The sequence below is a fragment of the Cupriavidus sp. USMAA2-4 genome, assembly GCF_001854305.1.
GTDB classification, from domain to species: domain Bacteria; phylum Pseudomonadota; class Gammaproteobacteria; order Burkholderiales; family Burkholderiaceae; genus Cupriavidus; species Cupriavidus malaysiensis.
In genome coordinates, this window is the sequence record NZ_CP017748.1 from 4,463,349 (window position 1) to 4,482,035 (window position 18,687).

The following is an 18,687-nucleotide window of genomic DNA, read 5'->3' on the forward strand; positions in this document are numbered from 1 at the left end:
CCAGATGGGCGGTTTCGCTCTCCGGCACCCGGCGGCGCGGCGCGCGTGGCTGCCGCGGCCTGGGGTATTGCACCCAAGAAATGCGGTCTGCAAGCCACTCATGGGCGCGGAAGAAGAGCGAAGACATGGATTCGGCAAGCGGGTCCGGACAGCACAGTATAGGCCACCATGATCGACGTCTATAAGATCGGCGCCACCCTGGTCCTGAACGACCTGGTCGCGCCGCAGCTGCTCAAGCTGGCGGCAGAGTTCCGCAAGGTCGACGCGCTGGCGGCCAACCTGAATTCGCATCTGGCCAAGCTGGATACCCACGTGGGCGGCATTCGCGCGCTGTCGAGGGCCAGCCGGACCATGGCCACCAACTTCGGCCGGGCCAACAGCGAGGCAGCGCAGCTCGCGCGCGGCATCAATGCCGTGCACGCGGCCGGCGTGGCGGCCTCCCGGTCGGCCTTCATTGGCCACCTTGGCGGGGGCGGACCGGGCGGCGGCACGCGGCCGCCAGCGCTGCCAGGCCCCGGCGGCTACATCTCGGGAGTGCCGCGTCGCGGCGGCGCGGGCGTTGCCGGCGGTGGGGGATTCGGCGGTGGCCACGGCGGTAACGTGCATGTCGGCCCGGGCGGCTTCGGGATGGGCGCTGTCGGCTTCGGGCTGCCGGCTGGCGCCATCGCACCCGTGGCGGCCGGCTTCGGCGCGCTGTACGTGACCAAGGCCCTCTATGACGCCGGAAAGGAGTTCCAGGTCGCCGCGGCGCGCTTCCGGACGCTCAACCTTGGCGAGGCGGTCAACCAGGACGCTGAGAAGTTCGCGCGCGGCACCAAGGTGTTCGGCGCATCGAGCGCGCAGCTGATGGAGACGCTGCGCGAATCGGTGGGCATGTTCGGGGGCATCGAGAAGGCGCGAGCGGTCGCGCCGACGCTGGCTGCACTGAACGCGGCGAACTCTGGCCTGTTCAGCGGGAAGATCGGGGCGATCGATGAGGGCTCGGTGCGCGCCATTATGCGCTTCAACGACATGCGCGGGCTGACCGATACGCCGCAGGACTTCCTGCGTGGCCTGGACCTGGCGCAGCGCATGGTGACGGGCTCGGGCGGCTCGCTCAAGTTCACCGACCTCGAGCAGATGGCCAAGACCGGGGGCGCCGCATTCAAGGGCCTCAGCGACGAAGGCATCATGATGCTGGCGACGCTGGCCCAAGAGCAGGGCGGTGCGCGCACGGGTACCGCGCTGATGTCGCTGTACCAGAACCTGATTGCCGGGCGCACGCCGAAGAAGACCATGGCGGCCCTGGCGAACGCGGGCCTGGCCGAGCTGACCGAGGTCACAAGCGGCAGCGTGGGCGGCAAGCAGATCAAGTCGACGGCCCTGAAGAACATCGTCGACGAGAAGATGCTGCGCGAGAATCCGGGCGCCTGGCTGATGAAGTACGGCACCGAGGCCGCCAAGCGGGCTGGCGCGACGGACGAGTCGCAGGTGATCGCCTTCATGAACAACCTGGTGTCCAACCGCCAGGGCTCGAACATGGCGGCGAACTTCACCACCCAGCAGGCCCAGGCGCTGCGCGATTTCAACCTGATCAAGAACGCCAAGGGCGTGCAGGGCACGATCGACGAGTTCAAGAACACTGCGCCGGGCGCCGAGGCGGATTTCATCGCCGCCTGGGAATCCATGAAGGCGGAGATGGGCCGCGGCGTGCTGCCCATGGTCACGAAGCTGCTCAACGCCGGTACCGAGTTCTTCCGCGCCGTCAACGACTGGGGTCTGAAGAACGCCGACATGAACCAGCGCCTGCAGGGAATCGGCAGTCCCTTCTCGCTGGACCCGCGCGATACCGGCTCGGGCGGCATGCTGGGCTGGCTCTGGCGCGCGGGAAAGACGATGTTGTCCGGCGACCCCGTGGCCCCCGGCGGCAAGGACAAGCTGGCGACAGCCAACCCGGTTTCTGGCGCCGCGCCGCAGACCGTCCAGGTCAACAGCACAATCAAGCTGGACAGCCGGGTACTGGCCGAGGCGACGACCTTCCACCAGGCCAAGGAACTGGCCCGGCCACTGACCGGCCCGAGCGGTTTCGATGCCTCGATGGCATTGCGGCCGCCGGCCCTGAAGTAGGATGCGACGATGGCCGATTTTCAGCTCACCCTCGGGGACATGAACTTCGAGGATGCCGAGGTGCCACAGTCGCTGCCGTTTGGCGCCGAACAGGCCCTTGTCGTGCATCGCATGGTCGGCGGTGTGAAATCGGTCCAGGCGATGGGTGGTTTCAGCCTCCCCAAGGCCTGGGACGGCTGGCTGCGCGGGCCGTCGGCATTGCAGCGCGCCCGGTACCTGGAAACGATGTGCGAGCAGGGCCAGCCGCTGGCGCTGAGCTGGTCCGAGCTGATGTACATCGTGGTGATTCGGACCTTCCGCGCCGACTTCCAGCGCTTCTACCAGATGCCCTACAGCATCGAGCTGGAGGTGGTGGAGAACCTGAACCAGCCGGTGCGCTCGCTGGCGTCGCCCAGCGTCGACAGCCTGGTCAGCGAGGACATGAACACGGCCGGCGGCCTGGTCGACGAGCTCGGCCTGAGCGGGATCACTGAGGCGTTCGGTGCGGTGACGAGCGCCATCTCCAGCGTCTCGGCCACGGTCTCTTCCCTGGCCAGCGCGGCCCAGTCGACCCTGAACAGCGTGCTGCAGCCGATCGCGGCGTTGCGCAACGAGATCCAGACCACGATCGCCCAGGTGAACAACACCTTGATCAACGTGACGACCCTGGGCGGCATCCTGCCGAACAACCCTATTTCGCGCCAGATTCAGTCGATCTCGAGGCAGGTGGTCGCGACGCAGCAACTGCCGATGCTGATCAACTTGGACCGCGTCATGGGTCGGGTGCAGGGCAACATCGGCAGCATCCACAACAGCGCGCGCCGCGACACCGTGGCCGGCGGCAACCTGATGACCATGGCGTCGAAGCTCTACGGCGATGCCATGGCCTGGACTGGACTGGCCAAGGCCAACAACCTGAGCGACCCACAGGTATCGGGTGTGCAGCAGCTGACGATTCCGCCCACTGCCGACGATAGCGGCGGCGTACTGACGGCGTAGGAACCCCATGCAGAACACATTGCCAGCGACCCCGGAAGCCCGGGCGCCGCGGGGGATCGTTCGCCTCAACGACGAGCAGGTGGTCGGCTGGGTCGATTTCACGGTGACCAACAACACCTACTACCAGGCGGACACCTTCCGGGTGAATTTCGCCGAGGGGCTGCTGCCGCCGGACCGGGACGCCAACTGGCTGTCGGCGCTGACCGAGGGATTCGTCGAGCCGTTCGCCGGCTTTCCGGCAGACTCCGAGAACTTCACCGAGCGCGACCTTGCCAGCCAGATCTACGGTCGGGTTGACGACATCGAGTACGACCCGGCGCGCGGACTGGTGACGCTGATCGGGCGCGACCTGACGGCGGTCTTTATCGACGCCAAGACGTCGATGCAGTACCAGAACCTGACGTCGTCCCAGATCGCCGAGAAGCTGGCTGCTGCGCACGGCCTTTCGGCGACGGTCACGCCGACCACCACGCTGGTCGGCACCTACTATGCGCGCGACCATGCCCGCATGCAGGAAGAGCGCAGTGAGTGGGATCTGCTGACCTACCTGGCGAACAACGAGGGGTACCTGTGCTATGTGCGCGGGAAGACGCTGTACTTCCAGCCGCGGCCGACCGAGCAGGCTGACCCCTACGTCATCCGCTGGGAACAGCCCACCGACGAGCGGGCGTCCAGGCTGGCCAATGTCACTGACATGCAGTTCCAGCGCAGCCTGACGGTCGCGAAGGGTGTCGTGGTGGTGGTCCGGTCCTGGAACAGCAAGCAGAAGAACGGCTTCACAGCCTACTACCCCAGCAAGGGCAAGACGACCCAGGCTGGGAAGGCAACGCCGTTCGGCGGCACGCAGGTCTACAGCTTCGTTTTCCCCGGGCTGACGCAGGAACAGGCCACCCAGAAGGCGATCGAGCTGCACCGCGAGATCACCTCGCACGAGATGAAGTTCTGGGCAACGTTGCCGGCCGACGAGATTCTGACCGCGACGATGCCGATCCTGGTCGAGGGCACCAACACGAAGTTCGACCAGATCTACTACCCGGTCTCGATCACCCGCCAGATGAGCGTCACGGCGGGCTACGCGATGCGCGTCGAGGCCAAGAACCACAACCCGGACACGGTGCCGTCGCCATGATGCAAGCCATCCGCAACCAGATGGCCCTGGCGGCGCAGCTCGCCAACGGGGCGATCGCCGAGGCGCGTGCGGGCATCGTGCGCAGCTATGACCCGGGCACCGCATCGGCTCGCGTCGAGTTCGTTGACCGGTCGAGCGCGGAAGAGAACGACACGCCGTTCCTGTCCGGCTGGCTGCCCGTGACGTCGCCCTGGGTGGGCAACGGCTGGGGTATGGACGCGCCGCCAAGCATCGGCGACCAGGTCGAGGTCAAGTTTTTCGGCGGCAGCATCGAGAACGGCTACGTCTGCGGGCGCCTGTACAGCGACGCGGACCGGCCGCCCGGCGCGCCGTCCGGCGAATTCTGGGTGGTGCATGCCAGTGGCTCGGCCTTGAAGTTCAAGAACGACGGCACGGTCGAGGTGGTGGCCGAGACGACGGCCAAGTACACCGCGCAGCTGCATCACTTCGTCGGACCGGTCCAGATGGACGGCACGCTGCTGGTCGAGAACACCATCACCGGGCAGGGAGGCATGGCCGTGACCGGCGACAACGGCACCGGGCGGTCCATGAGCATCAACGGCAATACCGACTTCACCGGGCAGGTGACCGCAAACGGCAAGCGCATCGACGACACGCACCAGCACGCCGACGTCCAATCCGGCCCCGACCTTTCCGGCACCGTCGCATGACCCAGAAGCTCCTGAACGACCTCGACCACTGGGTGGGTGCGGATCTTGGTGTCTCCGCCACTGGCGACCTGGCGGTGGCGGCCGGCGATACGCGCACGCAACAGCGCATCGTGCGCCGGTTGTGCACCAACCCGGGCGACTACATGTTCCACCCGGACTACGGCGCGGGCCTGCCAGCCAAGATCGGCCAGAACGCTGATCTGCCGGCGCTGCGCGCGCTGATCCGCACCCAGGTGCTCATGGAAGACGCGGTGGCCAAGCTGCCCGAGCCAGAAGTCGACCTGGTGCAGATCAGCACCGGCTTCTCGATCACGATCCGGTACACCAGCGCCGACACGCGCAAGCCGGTGACCCTCAGCTTTGACGTGAACCGCTGATATGGCCATTTCCACGAAGGACTTCACCACGCTCGTGCGCGAGGGCGTCACGGCCATCCAGGGCTACGCCGGCGCGCTCGTCGACCTGACCATCGGGTCGATCCTGCGGGCGTTCGTCGAGGCGAACGCTGCGGTGGTGATCTGGCTGCAGGGCCTCATCCTGCAGGTGCTGGCGATCACCCGGGCGGCCACCTCGAGCGGCGCCGACCTGGACAGCTGGGTCGGCGACTTCGGCGTGACGCGCTTGATGGCCACCTATGGCACCGGCCACGTCACCTTCGCGCGCTTCACGCCGACACAGCAGGCGGTGGTGCCGCTCGGCGCCACGGTCCAGACCAAGGACGGCACCCAGCAGTACACGGTCGTTGCAGACACGACCAACCCTGCCTACAGTGGGACATTGGGCGGCTACGTGCTGCCGGCAGGCACCGCCAGCGTTTCCGTGCCCGTCGTCGCGGTCACCGCCGGCGCGGCGGGCAATGCGGTGGCCGGCGCCGTCTCGGTGATCTCCGGCGCCATTCCGGGTGTCGACACGGTCACCAACCCGGCGGCATTCGCCAACGGCGCGGATGCTGAGAAGGACGCGGCACTGCGCACGCGTTTCATCGCCTACATCCGCAGCCTGTCCAAGGCGACGAAGGCGGCCGTCGGCTACGCCATCACGTCGCTGCAACAGGGCGTGACATACTCACTGGTCGAGAACCAGACCTACGGCGGCGCGGTTCAGATGGGCTACTTCTACGTGGTAGTCGACGACGGCAGTGGGGCGCCGGGCAGTACCTTTCTCGCGACGGTGGCGAATGCCATCGACGCGGTGCGGCCGCTGTGCAGCAGCTTCGGGGTGTTCGCGCCGGTGGTGGTGAACGCCGCGGTGGGGATGACCTGCGCGGTGGCGGCTGGCTACGACGGGCCGGCCACGCGCCAGCTCGTGGCGACTGCGCTGGCTGGCTACATCAACGCACTGGTGCGCGACGGTTCGACTCAGGCCATGACGCTGCCCTACAGCCGACTGGCTCAGGTGGCCTACGACGCCTCGCCGGGGGTGACCAACGTCACCGGTGTGACGCTGAACGGTGACACGGCCGACCTGGTGGCCACGGCCAAGCAGACGATCAAGGCATCAACCATCGCGGTGGCGTAGATGGCAACTGGCGACCAACAGGACATCTACCGCCGGCTGCGCGGCTATCTGCCGCCCTGGTTCGGCGACGAGGCGGACACGCCGATCCTCAACGGGGTGCTGCAGGGCTTGGCCAATGGTGCGGCCTACGCCTACGGCCTGATCAGCTACGCGCGGCTGCAGACGCGGATCAAGACGGCCGTCGACGGCTGGCTGGACATGATCGCGGCCGACTTCTTCGGCGACAGTCTGCTACGCGCGGCCAGCCAGTCGGACGACTCGTTCCGGGCTCGGATCATCCTGAACCTGTTCCGCGAACGCGCGACGCGTGCAGGGCTGATCCGGGTGCTGCAAGACCTGACCGGCCGCACGCCAGTGGTGATCGAGCCCACGCGGCCGGCCGACACGGGCGCCTACGGCGTGCCGACGAGCGGCTACGGCTATGCCGGCGCCTACGGCTCGCTGTCGATGTCATTCCAGGCCTTCGTGATCGCCTTCCGGCCAGCTGGCACGGGCATCCCGAACGTCGCCGGCTACGGGGTCTCGACGGCCGCCTACGCGACGCCGTCGCAGGCCGAGTGCGCCTCGCTGTCGATGATCCAGGGCGGCGTGGCCGATGCGGATATCTACGCCGCGATCGACAACGTGAAGCCGGTGGGCACCATCGTATGGACCAGCGTCGTGCAGAACCTGCCAGCGCCGCCGGCGGTCATCCCGGGCATCACCGGTCCGACGGTGATCCTCGACTTCGTGAACCAGCAGTACCAATCGATCTGAGCGCAAGACATGAAGGACTTCTTCCAAAACGTGGCGCCAAAGCTCTCGGACCCGTCGTTCGACTATTTCACCATCATGCCGAGTGACACCGTGAATCTGGCCCGGCCGGCGAACAGTATCCGCGTTGGCACTGGCGGCGATGTCGTGGCGGTGTGCGGCGACGGCACGGCGGTGCTGTTCAAGAATTGCTTCTCGGGTGAGGTGCTGCCCATCCGCGCGCTGCGCGTGAACGCGACGGGTACCACCGCCATGGACCTGGTGGCGCTATGAGGCTCGGTCTGGGGATCGGGCCGGGCGGGCGCCGCGCCGGCCGCTACGACGCGAGCGACCTCTCCGCCGGCACGCTTTCGCTGGACTTCCTGGGAGTCAACCAGCCGACCCTTGTGCTGGACTTCCTCATGCAGTCCTACCAGGCGTGGACCGACGATCCGACGTGGCTGTATGGCACCACCGGCGTTTTCAAGATCAAGGGATGACGGATGCTCTTCAATCGAAATTTCGGTGACCTCGTCACCTTTGCGCGTGCGTCGAGCGCCTGGACCTACAGCAATGGTGGGGTGCTGGTGCCAGTGGCGGCCGGTGTGCCGCGATTCGAATATGACCCGAGCACGTTGGTGGCGTTGGGGATGCCGATCGAGGAATCGATGGCCAATCTCTGCACCTACTCGGAATTCCCGAACGGTACCAGCGATGCGCCGACGCGCGGTGGTCCGATCACCGCAGCATCGCTGAGCTTGCTTGGATACTTCTCGTCCGGAATTGCCGTTGGCTGGGATGGGACGAACCACGCCTACGCCTACAAAGCTGTGACGCTCAGCGCAAGCACGCAATATACCGTCTCAGTCTTCGTGAAGATGGATGACGGGGCTGCGCCGTCGTTCGGGGCGGCAACTGGTGCGGATGTGTCGAATGACTTCGCCATGGTCCTTGGAAGCTCGACAATCGGGCCGAACAGCTTCACGGTCAAGGCGCTTCGGGATGGCGTCTATCGGGTGTCCGGAACGCTCACGACGCCTGCATCTCCGGGGCCAAACCTCGGCGTTGTCAAGTACTCGACGAATACCCCACGCACATTCAAGGTCACTGGTTATCAGATCAGAGCCGGGGCATACGCAGGCAGCTACGTGCCGACGCAGGGCGCGCAGGCTACGCGCGCTGCCGAGAATGCCACGATCAGCGATCTGTCCAAGATCGGGTTCAATGTTAGCGAGGGCACGGTGTTTGCCGAGTTCATGGTTCCTCGGCTCACGGCGGGCGTAACGGGGGATGTAGGGCAGGGCGTCGTCACGCTAGGCGATTCCGCGCTGAACAACTATTTGGCCGTCGGTGTCGCCCCGACAGGCGCAGCCATTCTGTACCGCAAAGGGACGACCAATCCCGGGCAGCTCTCAACGGCCAACGCGCTTACGGTCGGAGCGGCGACGAAGGTGGCATTTGCCTATGGCGCAGGGCAGAACGACGCCATCTGCTTGAACGGAGGAGCCGTGGCAAGCGGCACATCCGGGAGCCCGTCTGGCCTGACGGAAATGCGGCTTGGTCGATTCAGTGGAAATCCCGGCTGGCTAAACGGCTGGTTGCGGAACGTTCGCTACTTCCCGCGCCGTCTCTCGAACACCGAACTGCAGGCCCTGACATCATGACGACCTACTTCGACTACTACTTGCGTGGTCCCGATCGCGACACTACACGCGCGGCGCTGCTGGCCGCCGGTCTCACGGTCGATGTGCCTGGCGAGGACGGTCAGACTCAGCGCATGCCCGCCGAGGGCGTCAACATCTCGACCATCGGCACGATCTACGAGGGCGGCGAGTGGGGGGCGGACGGCACGGTGATCACGGCGCCGACGGCGGTGCCAGGCTGGCACGTCAATCTGCGGTTGGATCGGCCGCTGTCCGTGAGCGAGCAGGGAGCGCTGGACGGCATGTTGATCGAACCACTGCCTGCGACGCCGTATCGGGTGTGGGCGTGATGTGGGAGGTAGGAGTTCCTAGCCCGGCAAGTCATAGTTGGTAGATGATTAGGGCGTACTTGAATGATGGCGCGCCAGTTTGCTGCGGATTCCATGAAGAATCGGTTGGATCTTCACAAACTCCATTTTCTTTCCTTCTTTTAAAGCAATGAACATTCCTGCCAGGCGCCCGCGCATTACTGCGTCAGGCGAAATGTCGCCTGGTTGAAATATTCCGAGGTCAATTAATGCACCCCCGCTTGCTCCTTTTGGTGACACTCCATTGATTTTGTTCCCGTTGTAGTCTCCGACGTGTTTTCCATATGGGAAGTGAAAATGCTCTGCGGAGTCAATCTGCAAGTCTTGTATCTTTTCTTTTGAGTTTGGAATTATGTACTGGTAATTCCAGGCGGCGCTAACAATTTCTTTCGCTCTTGGGCTCGCCTCTTTGTTTTTTGAGCATGGATATCCTAGCGCCAAGAAGGCTCTTCCCTCCAAGCTTCCTTGATTCATTGAGACGGAGTTTGCCTCGATAAAATCGACGTCTCCAAGTGAACTGACTTCACTTGTTGAGAGGATCTTGAATGCAAAATCCATATTGTCTTTGGCTCTATTTCCATCCGGTGCCGCTGTGGTGTAAATCTCGCCTTCTATTTTTATGAGCTTGTTCTCGCCCGCGATGTAGAGGGGTGATTTCCCGCTGGTTGTGATGTCGGCTGCGTGGGCGGCGGTTAAGATGATGTGGTGACCATCAATCATCAAAAGTATGCAGGAAGCCATCCCAATTGGGTTGCCCCTCTCTGATAAGCCGTAGACTAACCTCACCGAGCGCAGAAATTTCGCGGCGACCTCTTTGCTTTTTCTCTCGGCATAATCCATCACTGCTTCATTAATAGTCATTATTTTCATTGAAATCTCCTTGTTGGTCGGCTCGTCTTTGATGGCTACGCGGAACTAAAGGCATGGACCAGCGCGTTAATAGTAATTCTGACTAATTATAGGAGCCCGCCACCCGGCGAGCTTTTTTTCGGAGCCCGAATGGACCGCCAGATTGTATATCCGGGGCAGATCCCCCTTGAAACGGATCTGCTGAACACCAACCGTAACACCATGGTGGCGCTCGCCAAGCTGGCGGCAGCCATGCTGGGCTCGGCCACGATCGTAAATGGCCTCGCCTGCGTGCCCACCAGCCCTGCGTCGCTGCAGGTGAGTGTGAGCCCGGGCGAAATGTATGCGCTCGCGGCGCTGGATGCGACGGCCTACTCGTCGCTGGCTGCCGACTCGACACACAACATCCTGAAGCAGGGCATCTCACTGGATGCTGTCACGCTGAGCTGCCCGGCGCCGGCGACGGCCGGCCAGAGCGTCAACTACCTGATCCAGGCAACCTACCTCGACAGCGACTCTGGGCTGGTGGCGCTGCCGTACTACAACGCGAGCAACCCGGCGCAGGCCTGGTCCGGGCCAGGCAATACGGGTGCCCAGCAAGCGACCGTGCGCAAGGGCATTGTCAACATCTCGGTGAAGCCCGGCGTGGCCGCGCCGAGTGGAACGCAGACGACGCCGGCGGCCGACGCCGGCTACACGGGCTTGTGGGTGGTCACGGTGGCCAACGGCCAGAGCACCATCGCCGCGGCGAACATCAGCCAGGCGGCCAACGCGCCGATTCTGCCAACCGATCTGGTGCACGCGATTCAGCAGAGCGCGATGACGGTCGCCGCCGACACCGGCGCGGCCAACGTCTACGCCGTGAGCTACAGCCCGGCCATCACCGCGCTGGCCGATGGCATGGTGCTGTGGTTCAAGGCGAAGACCAGCAACACCGGCGCGTCGACGCTGAACGTCAATGGGCTGGGCGCGGTACCGCTGGTTGGCGGCGCGCACAGCGCGCTGCAGGGCGGCGAGATTATTGCCGCGGGGCGTTGCCAAGTCGTCTACCGGGCAGACATCGCCTCGTGGGTGCTGATCGAATGCACAGGCGGGGCGCTGCAGGTCACGCCGGGGACGCAGAGCAGCCACGCCGTGACAGTGGTGCAGGCGGCCGGCGTTGTTGGCCAGGTGCGCAATCTGAAGATGAACGTTGCTGCGGCGTCCGCGACGGCGACGCTGACGGCGGACGAGATCATCGTCGAGTCGGCACTCGGCGGTGCACGCTACTGCCTAGCCAACTTCAACAAGACGATCAACCTGGCCGCGACGGGGGCCGGTGGGATGGACACGGGATCGCCGCCGGCCAATGGGTACGTGGCGCTCTACGCGATCTACAACCCCGCGACGGGAGGTAGCGCGCTGCTGGCGAGCAATGCTACGGCCGCTGCCGCCCCCAATGTCTACGGGGGTGCCAACATGCCCGCCGGATACACGGCATCGGCGCTGGTATCCGTTTGGCCGACGAACGCGGGCGGACAGTTCGCAGCCGCTGCACAGATAGATCGCAGCGTGTATTTCGCGCCGATCCAGGTGCTCAGCACGACTGCGACCGTGTCGACGCCTGCCGCGCTGAACATTGCCGCGGCAGTCCCTGCGAATGCACGTACTTGGACGGCTACTGGAACGACTTCCAATGTGACTGCTGGGGTCGGTTCATTCCTTACTGTCGCTGCCAATACCGGACAAGTTGGGCAACGTTTCATCAGTCAGACATCGCCGGCAAACGGCGCCGGAATTAACGTGTCACTTAGCGACGTGCTCATTCAGACTCCGCAGACCACCTATTACACCAATACTGGAAGCGGTGCGATTGGCGCGGTCAACATCACGCAGTACACCTTCTGATTATGAGCACATCAAATGAGACCGCGGCCATATCTGCCGCAGATGGGGCGGCTATGCTCAAAGTCCAGTTCTCCGACAGCACTCAGTTGACGATCGTGTCTTACTTCGCGTCCCCGCAAGCCGATTCGGTGTTCGCCAACCTGGGCGAGATCGATGCGAGCGACGCGCGGTGGGCCGCATTCTACGAGTCGCTGCCAGAGTTGGCGCGGTCTGGGATGCCGGTGCCGACCAAGTAGCCCGGCTGATTCGAACGACACAAGCCGCCTCCAAGCGGTCTTCTCATGCCCGCCTCGCGCGGGCTTTTTCATTTCCGGGGGTCAAATGTCCGAACCAATCAGCGGCACCGTCGCAACCGGCGCAGCTGTCAGCGCCACCGCCAAACTCTTCGGCCTTCAGATCGGCGCCGGCGCCGTCGCGGCCGCGCTGGGCTTCATGGTGCTCTGGCCGAAGACAAAGCGGGAAGGGTTCGCCCGGCTCGTCTCGTCCGTCCTGGCGTCGATCGTCTTCGGCCCGGCGCTGGTGGCCTACGTCAACGCCAAGGTGCCGGATCTGTTCACGTCGGCGCGTGCCATGGGCACGACCTTCGGCCTCCCGCCGGAATTCGGCGTGCTCTATGCCGGCGCGCCGTTCCTGGTCATCGCCGGCCTGCCGGCCTGGTGGGTGATCGGCGCCGTCGTGCGGTGGTTCGAGAAGCGCCGGGGCAAGGACATCGCCGAGCTGGTGGCCGATGCCAAGGAAGCGGTGGCAGGAGAGAGCCATGCCGGGTGACATGGATACCCCGAACATCCGGCCCTTCCTGGACATGATTGCCGTCGCCGAGCTTGGCCGGGCACTCATCGCCAAGTCGGATAATGGCTACAACGTCCTTGTGGGTAGCACACCGGCTGCGCCGAAGCTGTTTCGCAGTTATGCCGACCATCCGCGGCAACTGGTGCTGATCCGAGCGGGTCTGTCTTCGACGGCGGCCGGCCGCTACCAGGTTCTCGCGCGCTGGTATGACATCTACAGGCGCCAGTTGGGACTGACGGACTTCGGCCCGGTGGCGCAGGACCGTATTGCGGTACAGCAGATCCGCGAACGCTTGGCGCTGCAGTTGATCACTGCGGGTCGCTTCGACGAGGCAGTGTCCCGCGTGCGCAACATATGGGCAAGCCTGCCGGGCGCCGGCTACGGGCAGAACGAACATTCGCTCGACTACTTGCGCGGTATCTACCTGCAGGCGGGTGGGGTGCTCGCATGACGGCCCTCTCCAACGTCCTGCGCGAGCTTGCGCCCGGAGTGCTGTCCTTCTGGTGCCCGGGTTGCGGCGTCTCGCATTCGATCCAGTACGGCGCCGGGCCGGGGCCGCGGTGGGGTTGGAACGGCCACGCCGAGCGGCCGACCTTTACGCCGAGCGTGCTGGTGCGCACTGGCCGCGCGGTCGACCCGGCCTTTGTGCCGATGGACGGCGATCCGCCGGAGGTCTGCCACACGTTCGTGACGGACGGGCAGATCCAGTACCTGGGTGACTGCACGCATGCGCTGGCCGGCCAGACAGTGCCGATGGTCGCCTTCCCAGACAGGTGGGGCTGAGGCCTCTCCCATCTGCCCCCTCCACACCCCAGGCCCCGCCGCGCGCGGGGCTTTCTTCATCCTGGACCCCTATGGCTGATCGCTTGGATTTCCTGATTGACCAGGGCGCCGATTGGAACGTCCAGCTGGTTCTGCAGAACGACGACAGAACACCGCTGGACCTGACCGGCTGCCATGTCTACCTCAAGTGCCGTGCGTACCAGTCAAGCCGGGCAACCCTGATTGACCTGTCCACGAGGACCGGAGTGATGGTGCTCGATGGCCCCTTGGGCCAACTGAATTGGGCCGTGCCCGGTGCAAAGACTGCGCTCTACGTGCCTCAAGGGTACGCATTGCCTCAATCGGGTGTGTTCCCGTTCGGCGTCTATGACCTGTTCATCGAGGCGGTCGACGGCGGCCTCACCAAGTACCTCGAGGGCCAGATCTTCCTGGCGCCCAGCGTAACCCCTTCACCTTGATCTTCCGGAGCATTCATGACCGTGATCCTGGCAAGCACGCCTGGCCTACAAGGGCCGCCCGGTGCAGGCATCAAGCCGCGTGGCGCCTGGTCGACGACCGCGACATATGCGGTTAACGACTGTGTGACCTACAACGGATCGGCGTACATCGCCTTGATGCCGAGCGTCGGCGCCCAGCCGGACATCACGCCGCTGCAGTGGAGTCTGTTCGTCGCGGCCGGCGAACTCAGCCCGGCCGACGTGGAAGCAGTCGCCGCGGCGCAGGCAGCTGCCGCAATCGTCACGGCGTCGATGTCGTTCGCCGGGCAGAAGGTTGGCATCGTTGGCGTCGGAGACAGCATCTCGGCGATCGCCTACTCGGGCCTGACGAACTGGCTGCGCGATCTGTGCTACCTGAGCGGGCAGACGTACCGCTACCGCTACGGTGCCGACTTCGCTGTGTCCGGCTCGACTGCGGAACAAGCGCTGGCGTCGCAACTGCCGCAGGTGCTGGCGATGAATCCGCTGCCCAAGTCGTGCGTCATCGCATGCGGCTCGAACAACTACAACTCGTCGGCGGAGATTGCGAGCGGCTTCGCCGCCGTGACGACGATGATCCGGCAGCTGATCGCTGCCGGCATCCAGCCGATCTTGTGGACCATTCCGCCGCGCGGCAACGTGCCGGGCAGCCAGACTGGCATCAACGCCTGGAACGCGCTCGTCTACCAGATGCAGGCGCAGTACGGCTTCCCGCTGGTCGACTGCAATGCGGCTTTCCAAGATCCGAACAACCCGGCATTCCTGAAGGCGGCATACACCTTCGACGGGACGCACCCGACCGTGCTCGGCAGCGGCGCGCTGGCGGCCTATGTCCTGGCCGACCCGAAGTTCAACGCCGCGGCAAAGAAGGACACGCCGCCCTGGCTGGTCACCTACAACTCGGACCCGGCTAATCTGCTGCAAAACGGCCTGTTCAACTCGGGAAGTGGCAGCACGTCGGTGGCCGATGGCGTGCAGTTGGCCAGCGGCGTGACGGGCCTGCTTGTCAACGATGGCCAGTGCCTGGGCAATTGGCAACGCTTCACGCGCCCGGCGAACGCCGGGGCGGTCGGCGCGTCGTCGCTGGCGTTCGGCGGCGTCGTGGCCGGCAGTGTGATCGAGGTGAGCTGCCGCCTGCGCGCGAGCACGCCGGCGGTGACCTGGGGCACGGCGGACGCCATCACGGGGCCGTTCGGCCAGATGCTGGGTGTGGCGTGGCAGAACGCCAGTTGGAGCCAGACCATCAGCACGGCCTACCTGCGCCAGACGAATACCGGCGCGTCCGAGAGCGGGATCATCTGCGAGCGCCTGCTCGTGCCGGCTGGCGCCGCCAACGTGTCGGTCCTGATCGGCGCCTCGAGCGCGGGCGGCAACACGCAGCCGATCTCGGTGGACATCGCCCAGTTGGCATTCCGGGTGATCTCGCCGCCCGCAGTCTGACCTGCACCACCTGCACCCCAAGCCCCGCCGCGCGCGGGGCTTTTGCTTTTCTGGAGGCCCTCATGGCCGTCACCGACACCCACGAAGAGAAAGAGACCCTGGCGGTCGACGTGCTGCTGCCCGGGCACGAGCCACGTGCCACCACGGCGCTGTTCGAACGCACGAAGAAGCAGCTGATCGCTCGCGAGGGCGGCCGCTGCTACGTCTGCGGCGCCACAGCGCAGGAGAGCGGCCAGCCGCTGGAGGCCCATCACCACCCGATCGAGCGGTCGCTCGCCAACATGATCGACTGGCCGGCGGTGCAGGCCGCCGCGCGCGCCGGCGCGCTCGGGCCGCACGCCGCGGCGTTCGACTGGGCCGCCTTCGACCCGGCCGACCCGTACACCTTCGTCGACGACATGACGGTGAACGGGCTGCTGCTCTGCCGCCAGCATCACACCGGCAAAGACGCGGGCATCCACGCGCTGCCGTTCCCCCTGTGGCTGGCGCAGAAGTTCGGCCGCGAGGGCTATCAGTTCACACCGGGGGAGGTGATCCACCATGCGACGTAGCCGCGTGGCGGCCGCCGGCGCGAATTGCGAAGTTGCGAAATATCGCAATTTTGCGGTCCTTGCGGCACTTCTGCTGCTGCCCGGCTGCGCGGCGGTCGAGCACGTCCAGGTCGTGCCGCTGTTCGACCAGAACCTGCACGTCACCGGCTGCTGCCGCGCCTTCGTCGAGATCCCGCCTTCCACCCAGATCACCGCCACCTTCGACCGCGCCGGCCGCCTCATGGTCGGTGCCAGCTGGATTTTCTGAGCAGTCCCATCCCGCCGCACCCGCGGCATCTACCCGTAAGAGGAACGTCACATGAAGAAGCTGATGCTGCTGTGTGCGGCAGGAATCGTCGCGCTCGTCTCCCTGGCCGGCTGTGCCGGCGCGCCCCAGGCCGCCGCCACCTTCCCGGCCCAGGTCGTCAAGGCCTGCGCGGTCGTGCAGCCGACCCTGCAGTCGGTCCAGGCCATGACGGTCGACGACCCGGCCAAGCAGGTCATCCTGGCGCAACTGGTGAAGGACAACGGCGCCGTGTGTGCCGCCGGCGCGTCGGTGGACGCCTCGAGCGTGCAATCGCTGGTGAACACGTCGGTGCCGGCCGCCATCCAGGTGGTGGGCCTGCTGCCGCTCGACCCGGCCGCCCGCAGCGGCGTGCAGATCGGGCTGATGGCGTTCCAGGTGGCGCTGGCTGCCGCGCTCGCGCAGTACGCCGCGCCGGCGGCGAGTTCGACGCCGGCGCCGGCCAGCGCGCCGGCCGCGGCTGCCGGGTCGACATCGTGAGCCAATTCCTGACCAAGCTGGTCATGGAGAACGCCACGGGCCAGGACGACGGCCTGTGGCGCCTGGTCGAGCCTCTGGTCTACCAGTCGGACGTGGCCGGGCAGACCTTCGAGGTGCCGCCCGGGTTCGGAACCGACCTGGCGTCGGTGCCGCGGCTGCCGGTGGTCTACCTGCTGGCCGGCGGCACGTCCAACGAGGCGGCCGTGGTGCACGACTTCCTCTACACCAAGCACCCCGTGCCGCGCGCGGTGGCGGATGCCGTACTGCGCGAGGCCTCGGCGGTCACCGGCGTGCCGGCGTGGCGCCGGTGGCTGATGTTCTGGGGCGTGCGGTTTGGCGGTGTGTCCCATTGGGACGCAGATCCAGCTTCGAATTGACAACAAGCCGCTGTTCAGTCGCACCGGTCGGCGCGTGGGAATCCGTGCCGAGTTTGCTGGCATTGCCCGCTCGCAGGGCAAGCCTGTGAGCGGGCCGTTAGGATGCCCGACGTAGAGCAAGGGGCCCTAGAAGCTGCCATGAATCCCGATTGTGATCCCGATGTCAACACCGGCGGGATGCACGGCGCCCGCGACCGGAAGCGCGGCAGTGAATAGCCCGGGAAGAAGCGTAGAAGTTGGACCCATACCAGGGCTGCACCAGTCCATCTGAATGCTGGCACCCTTGACGCATCGCTCCCAACCGAGAATAGGTGAATTCGCTTGAGCAGGCCTTGCACTGCTGACCTTCCCAATCGCGTCCGCAAGAGCGTTCGCCACCGCTTGGCCAATGGCGGCAGTTGCCAACTGCGCAAATATGCGCGCGGCTTCTTCAGGTGATTCTGCGGCTGAAATCCTCGTAGATACTGTATCGATCAGTTGAGCCGTGAGCATGTCGCCTCCCGAAGGGTGGAATTATGTTGCCGGCGAGCGTTACCGGCGAGGCGAGTATAGGAAGCGGCTTTCCTGGATGGTATGCAACGGTAGGAGTAGCTCAATTGAACCATTGAAGAGCATTCGCCTACCGTCTATGGGTGACCCGATGCCGGTATGAACGTTGCACAGTGAAGGCTTGGCGAGTGCGCTACCAGGCACCGAACGACGCGGATTTTCCTATGTGCACCAATACGCAGCCCACGACATGAGCGGCAAGATCGAGGCTGTGCCGATTGAGGCCAAATTGAGGGAAGTCGTGCATACTTGTGCTGTGTATTGCCGGATCATTCGACTGGAGGCGATGTGGGAAAAGTCCATCTTAGGTGCACAGTAATTCCGGCCGCGGCAATGACCGGATTGTCCCTTGAGCACAAGTATAGCCTTAATCTTCTGGGGCATATATTCAACGAAATATTGGCTCTGAGTAAGTGTGCTGCGGCATCTCACCTGCAGCCAGGCGAGAAGCTGAATGCACTGAGCGACCCGGAGAAGAGCGGATTTCTGTTGAATATGATGATGTTTGTGAGGATGTTGGCTGGAAAGATATATGAGGCGCAGTTGAAGATAAATTCTCCGCTTGTTAAGGATTTTCTTTTGAAAAGATGCTTTCCAAACATGGAGGAGAGGGAAAAGGATCGTCTTAAGGAGTTCAATCGGGAGGTCACAAAGTGTCGCTGGCTCGCTGCGGCTAGAAATGGGCACGCTATGCACTATCCAACCTTTGACTATTGGAGAGATTCGCTCGAGAAGTTCGAGGAGAGTGAGATCGCGTTTAGGTATTATTTTGGGCGGAAAATAGGCGATGTTCTATATGAGACGGCAGATCTTGTTGCTGGGAATGCGTTCGTGTTGGAGGCTGATGGGAGCGATTGGCGGGCAGGGGTCTCAACGGCGATCGTTGATTTGGAGCGAATCTCCGGTATTGTTGCGGAATTTATTGTGACGTGTGTGCAGGGATTTGAAAGGGGGGTTCAAGATCCTCGTGTGGAGTATAAGCGGCGGGTGAAAAGGAAGGATGTAAAGCGGATTGATGTGCCGCATATTGAAGATTTGATGATTCCGTTTTTCTTGGACACAAAAACGAAAGCTTAGG

The 18,687-nt window shown here is 64.5% G+C and carries 25 protein-coding genes; 23 read left to right on the plus strand and 2 right to left on the minus strand.

Going from position 1 to position 18,687, the window contains the following annotated elements; all coding sequences use genetic code 11:
* The first annotated feature begins 168 nt into the window (after positions 1-168).
* Genes BKK79_RS20005 through BKK79_RS20055 form a run of 11 tightly spaced genes read left to right on the plus strand, consistent with a single transcriptional unit; the run spans position 169 to position 9,127 of the window.
* Positions 169-2,106: a hypothetical protein gene (locus BKK79_RS20005; protein ID WP_071038351.1), complete on the plus strand. Its 1,938-nt coding sequence runs from the start codon at positions 169-171 to the stop codon at positions 2,104-2,106.
* 9 nt (positions 2,107-2,115) lie between these two features.
* Positions 2,116-3,084 carry a hypothetical protein gene (locus tag BKK79_RS20010; RefSeq protein ID WP_071038352.1) on the plus strand — a complete coding sequence of 323 codons (969 nt, stop codon included), beginning with the start codon at positions 2,116-2,118 and terminating at the stop codon, positions 3,082-3,084.
* A 7-nt stretch (positions 3,085-3,091) separates the two neighbouring features.
* Positions 3,092-4,213 carry a hypothetical protein gene (locus tag BKK79_RS20015; protein WP_071038353.1) on the plus strand — a complete coding sequence of 374 codons (1,122 nt, stop codon included), beginning with the start codon at positions 3,092-3,094 and terminating at the stop codon, positions 4,211-4,213.
* On the plus strand, positions 4,210-4,884 hold the full coding sequence (locus BKK79_RS20020) for a phage baseplate assembly protein V (protein ID WP_071038354.1): 675 nt from the start codon (positions 4,210-4,212) through the stop codon (positions 4,882-4,884). The genes BKK79_RS20015 and BKK79_RS20020 overlap by 4 nt, the downstream gene beginning before the upstream one ends.
* On the plus strand, positions 4,881-5,261 hold the full coding sequence (locus BKK79_RS20025; protein ID WP_084084820.1) for a phage tail protein: 381 nt from the start codon (positions 4,881-4,883) through the stop codon (positions 5,259-5,261). The genes BKK79_RS20020 and BKK79_RS20025 overlap by 4 nt, the downstream gene beginning before the upstream one ends.
* 1 nt (position 5,262) lies before the next feature.
* Positions 5,263-6,402, plus strand: coding sequence for a baseplate J/gp47 family protein (locus tag BKK79_RS20030; RefSeq protein ID WP_071038355.1), 1,140 nt, complete (start codon positions 5,263-5,265; stop codon positions 6,400-6,402).
* The gene (locus BKK79_RS20035) at positions 6,403-7,158 is read left to right on the plus strand and encodes a hypothetical protein (protein WP_071036644.1); all 756 of its coding nucleotides are present in this window, start codon (positions 6,403-6,405) and stop codon (positions 7,156-7,158) included.
* 9 nt (positions 7,159-7,167) lie between these two features.
* The gene (locus BKK79_RS20040; protein ID WP_071038356.1) at positions 7,168-7,428 is read left to right on the plus strand and encodes a spike base protein, RCAP_Rcc01079 family; all 261 of its coding nucleotides are present in this window, start codon (positions 7,168-7,170) and stop codon (positions 7,426-7,428) included.
* Positions 7,425-7,634: a hypothetical protein gene (locus tag BKK79_RS20045; protein WP_071038357.1), complete on the plus strand. Its 210-nt coding sequence runs from the start codon at positions 7,425-7,427 to the stop codon at positions 7,632-7,634. Before BKK79_RS20040 ends, BKK79_RS20045 begins: the two co-directional genes overlap by 4 nt.
* A gap of 3 nt (positions 7,635-7,637) precedes the next feature.
* Entirely contained in the window at positions 7,638-8,798 is a 1,161-nt protein-coding gene (locus BKK79_RS20050; RefSeq protein WP_071038358.1) for a phage head spike fiber domain-containing protein, read from the plus strand.
* Entirely contained in the window at positions 8,795-9,127 is a 333-nt protein-coding gene (locus tag BKK79_RS20055) for a hypothetical protein (RefSeq protein WP_071036648.1), read from the plus strand. The genes BKK79_RS20050 and BKK79_RS20055 overlap by 4 nt, the downstream gene beginning before the upstream one ends.
* Before the next feature lie 48 nt (positions 9,128-9,175).
* On the opposite strand, the gene BKK79_RS40450 is transcribed toward BKK79_RS20055, so the two are convergent.
* Complete coding sequence (locus tag BKK79_RS40450) at positions 9,176-10,015, minus strand: hypothetical protein (protein ID WP_157128451.1); 840 nt, start codon at positions 10,013-10,015, stop codon at positions 9,176-9,178.
* A 129-nt stretch (positions 10,016-10,144) separates the two neighbouring features.
* On the opposite strand from BKK79_RS40450, the gene BKK79_RS40455 reads away from it, so the two are divergent.
* The 11 genes from BKK79_RS40455 to BKK79_RS20110 all read left to right on the plus strand — a co-directional run bounded on the left by BKK79_RS40455 (position 10,145) and on the right by BKK79_RS20110 (position 17,060).
* Positions 10,145-11,881, plus strand: a complete 1,737-nt coding sequence (locus BKK79_RS40455) for a phage tail protein (RefSeq protein WP_157128309.1) — start codon at positions 10,145-10,147, stop codon at positions 11,879-11,881.
* Positions 11,882-11,934: 53 nt separating this feature from the next.
* Positions 11,935-12,117, plus strand: a complete 183-nt coding sequence (locus tag BKK79_RS20065; RefSeq protein ID WP_071036650.1) for a hypothetical protein — start codon at positions 11,935-11,937, stop codon at positions 12,115-12,117.
* Between the two features lie 85 nt (positions 12,118-12,202).
* A complete protein-coding gene (locus BKK79_RS20070) occupies positions 12,203-12,649 on the plus strand; it encodes a hypothetical protein (protein ID WP_071036652.1) in 447 nt (148 codons plus the stop codon).
* Positions 12,639-13,121: a glycoside hydrolase family 24 protein gene (locus BKK79_RS20075; RefSeq protein ID WP_071036654.1), complete on the plus strand. Its 483-nt coding sequence runs from the start codon at positions 12,639-12,641 to the stop codon at positions 13,119-13,121. The genes BKK79_RS20070 and BKK79_RS20075 overlap by 11 nt, the downstream gene beginning before the upstream one ends.
* Positions 13,118-13,453, plus strand: a complete 336-nt coding sequence (locus BKK79_RS20080; RefSeq protein ID WP_071036656.1) for a DUF6527 family protein — start codon at positions 13,118-13,120, stop codon at positions 13,451-13,453. The genes BKK79_RS20075 and BKK79_RS20080 overlap by 4 nt, the downstream gene beginning before the upstream one ends.
* A 71-nt stretch (positions 13,454-13,524) precedes the next feature.
* Entirely contained in the window at positions 13,525-13,911 is a 387-nt protein-coding gene (locus BKK79_RS20085) for a hypothetical protein (RefSeq protein WP_071036661.1), read from the plus strand.
* Positions 13,912-13,926: 15 nt separating this feature from the next.
* Positions 13,927-15,369: a GDSL-type esterase/lipase family protein gene (locus BKK79_RS20090; protein WP_071036662.1), complete on the plus strand. Its 1,443-nt coding sequence runs from the start codon at positions 13,927-13,929 to the stop codon at positions 15,367-15,369.
* Positions 15,370-15,431: 62 nt separating this feature from the next.
* Positions 15,432-15,920: a hypothetical protein gene (locus BKK79_RS20095; RefSeq protein WP_071036663.1), complete on the plus strand. Its 489-nt coding sequence runs from the start codon at positions 15,432-15,434 to the stop codon at positions 15,918-15,920.
* A complete protein-coding gene (locus BKK79_RS20100; protein WP_157128310.1) occupies positions 15,910-16,167 on the plus strand; it encodes a hypothetical protein in 258 nt (85 codons plus the stop codon). Before BKK79_RS20095 ends, BKK79_RS20100 begins: the two co-directional genes overlap by 11 nt.
* Positions 16,168-16,218: 51 nt before the next feature.
* Positions 16,219-16,683, plus strand: coding sequence for a hypothetical protein (locus tag BKK79_RS20105; protein ID WP_071036665.1), 465 nt, complete (start codon positions 16,219-16,221; stop codon positions 16,681-16,683).
* Positions 16,680-17,060, plus strand: coding sequence for a DUF1353 domain-containing protein (locus tag BKK79_RS20110; RefSeq protein ID WP_198173296.1), 381 nt, complete (start codon positions 16,680-16,682; stop codon positions 17,058-17,060). Before BKK79_RS20105 ends, BKK79_RS20110 begins: the two co-directional genes overlap by 4 nt.
* 126 nt (positions 17,061-17,186) lie before the next feature.
* Here BKK79_RS20110 and BKK79_RS40460 read toward each other — a convergent pair whose 3' ends face one another.
* Complete coding sequence (locus tag BKK79_RS40460; RefSeq protein WP_157128311.1) at positions 17,187-17,552, minus strand: hypothetical protein; 366 nt, start codon at positions 17,550-17,552, stop codon at positions 17,187-17,189.
* 345 nt (positions 17,553-17,897) lie between these two features.
* On the opposite strand from BKK79_RS40460, the gene BKK79_RS20115 reads away from it, so the two are divergent.
* Positions 17,898-18,686, plus strand: a complete 789-nt coding sequence (locus BKK79_RS20115; protein WP_157128312.1) for a hypothetical protein — start codon at positions 17,898-17,900, stop codon at positions 18,684-18,686.
* The last annotated feature ends 1 nt before the right edge of the window (position 18,687 follow it).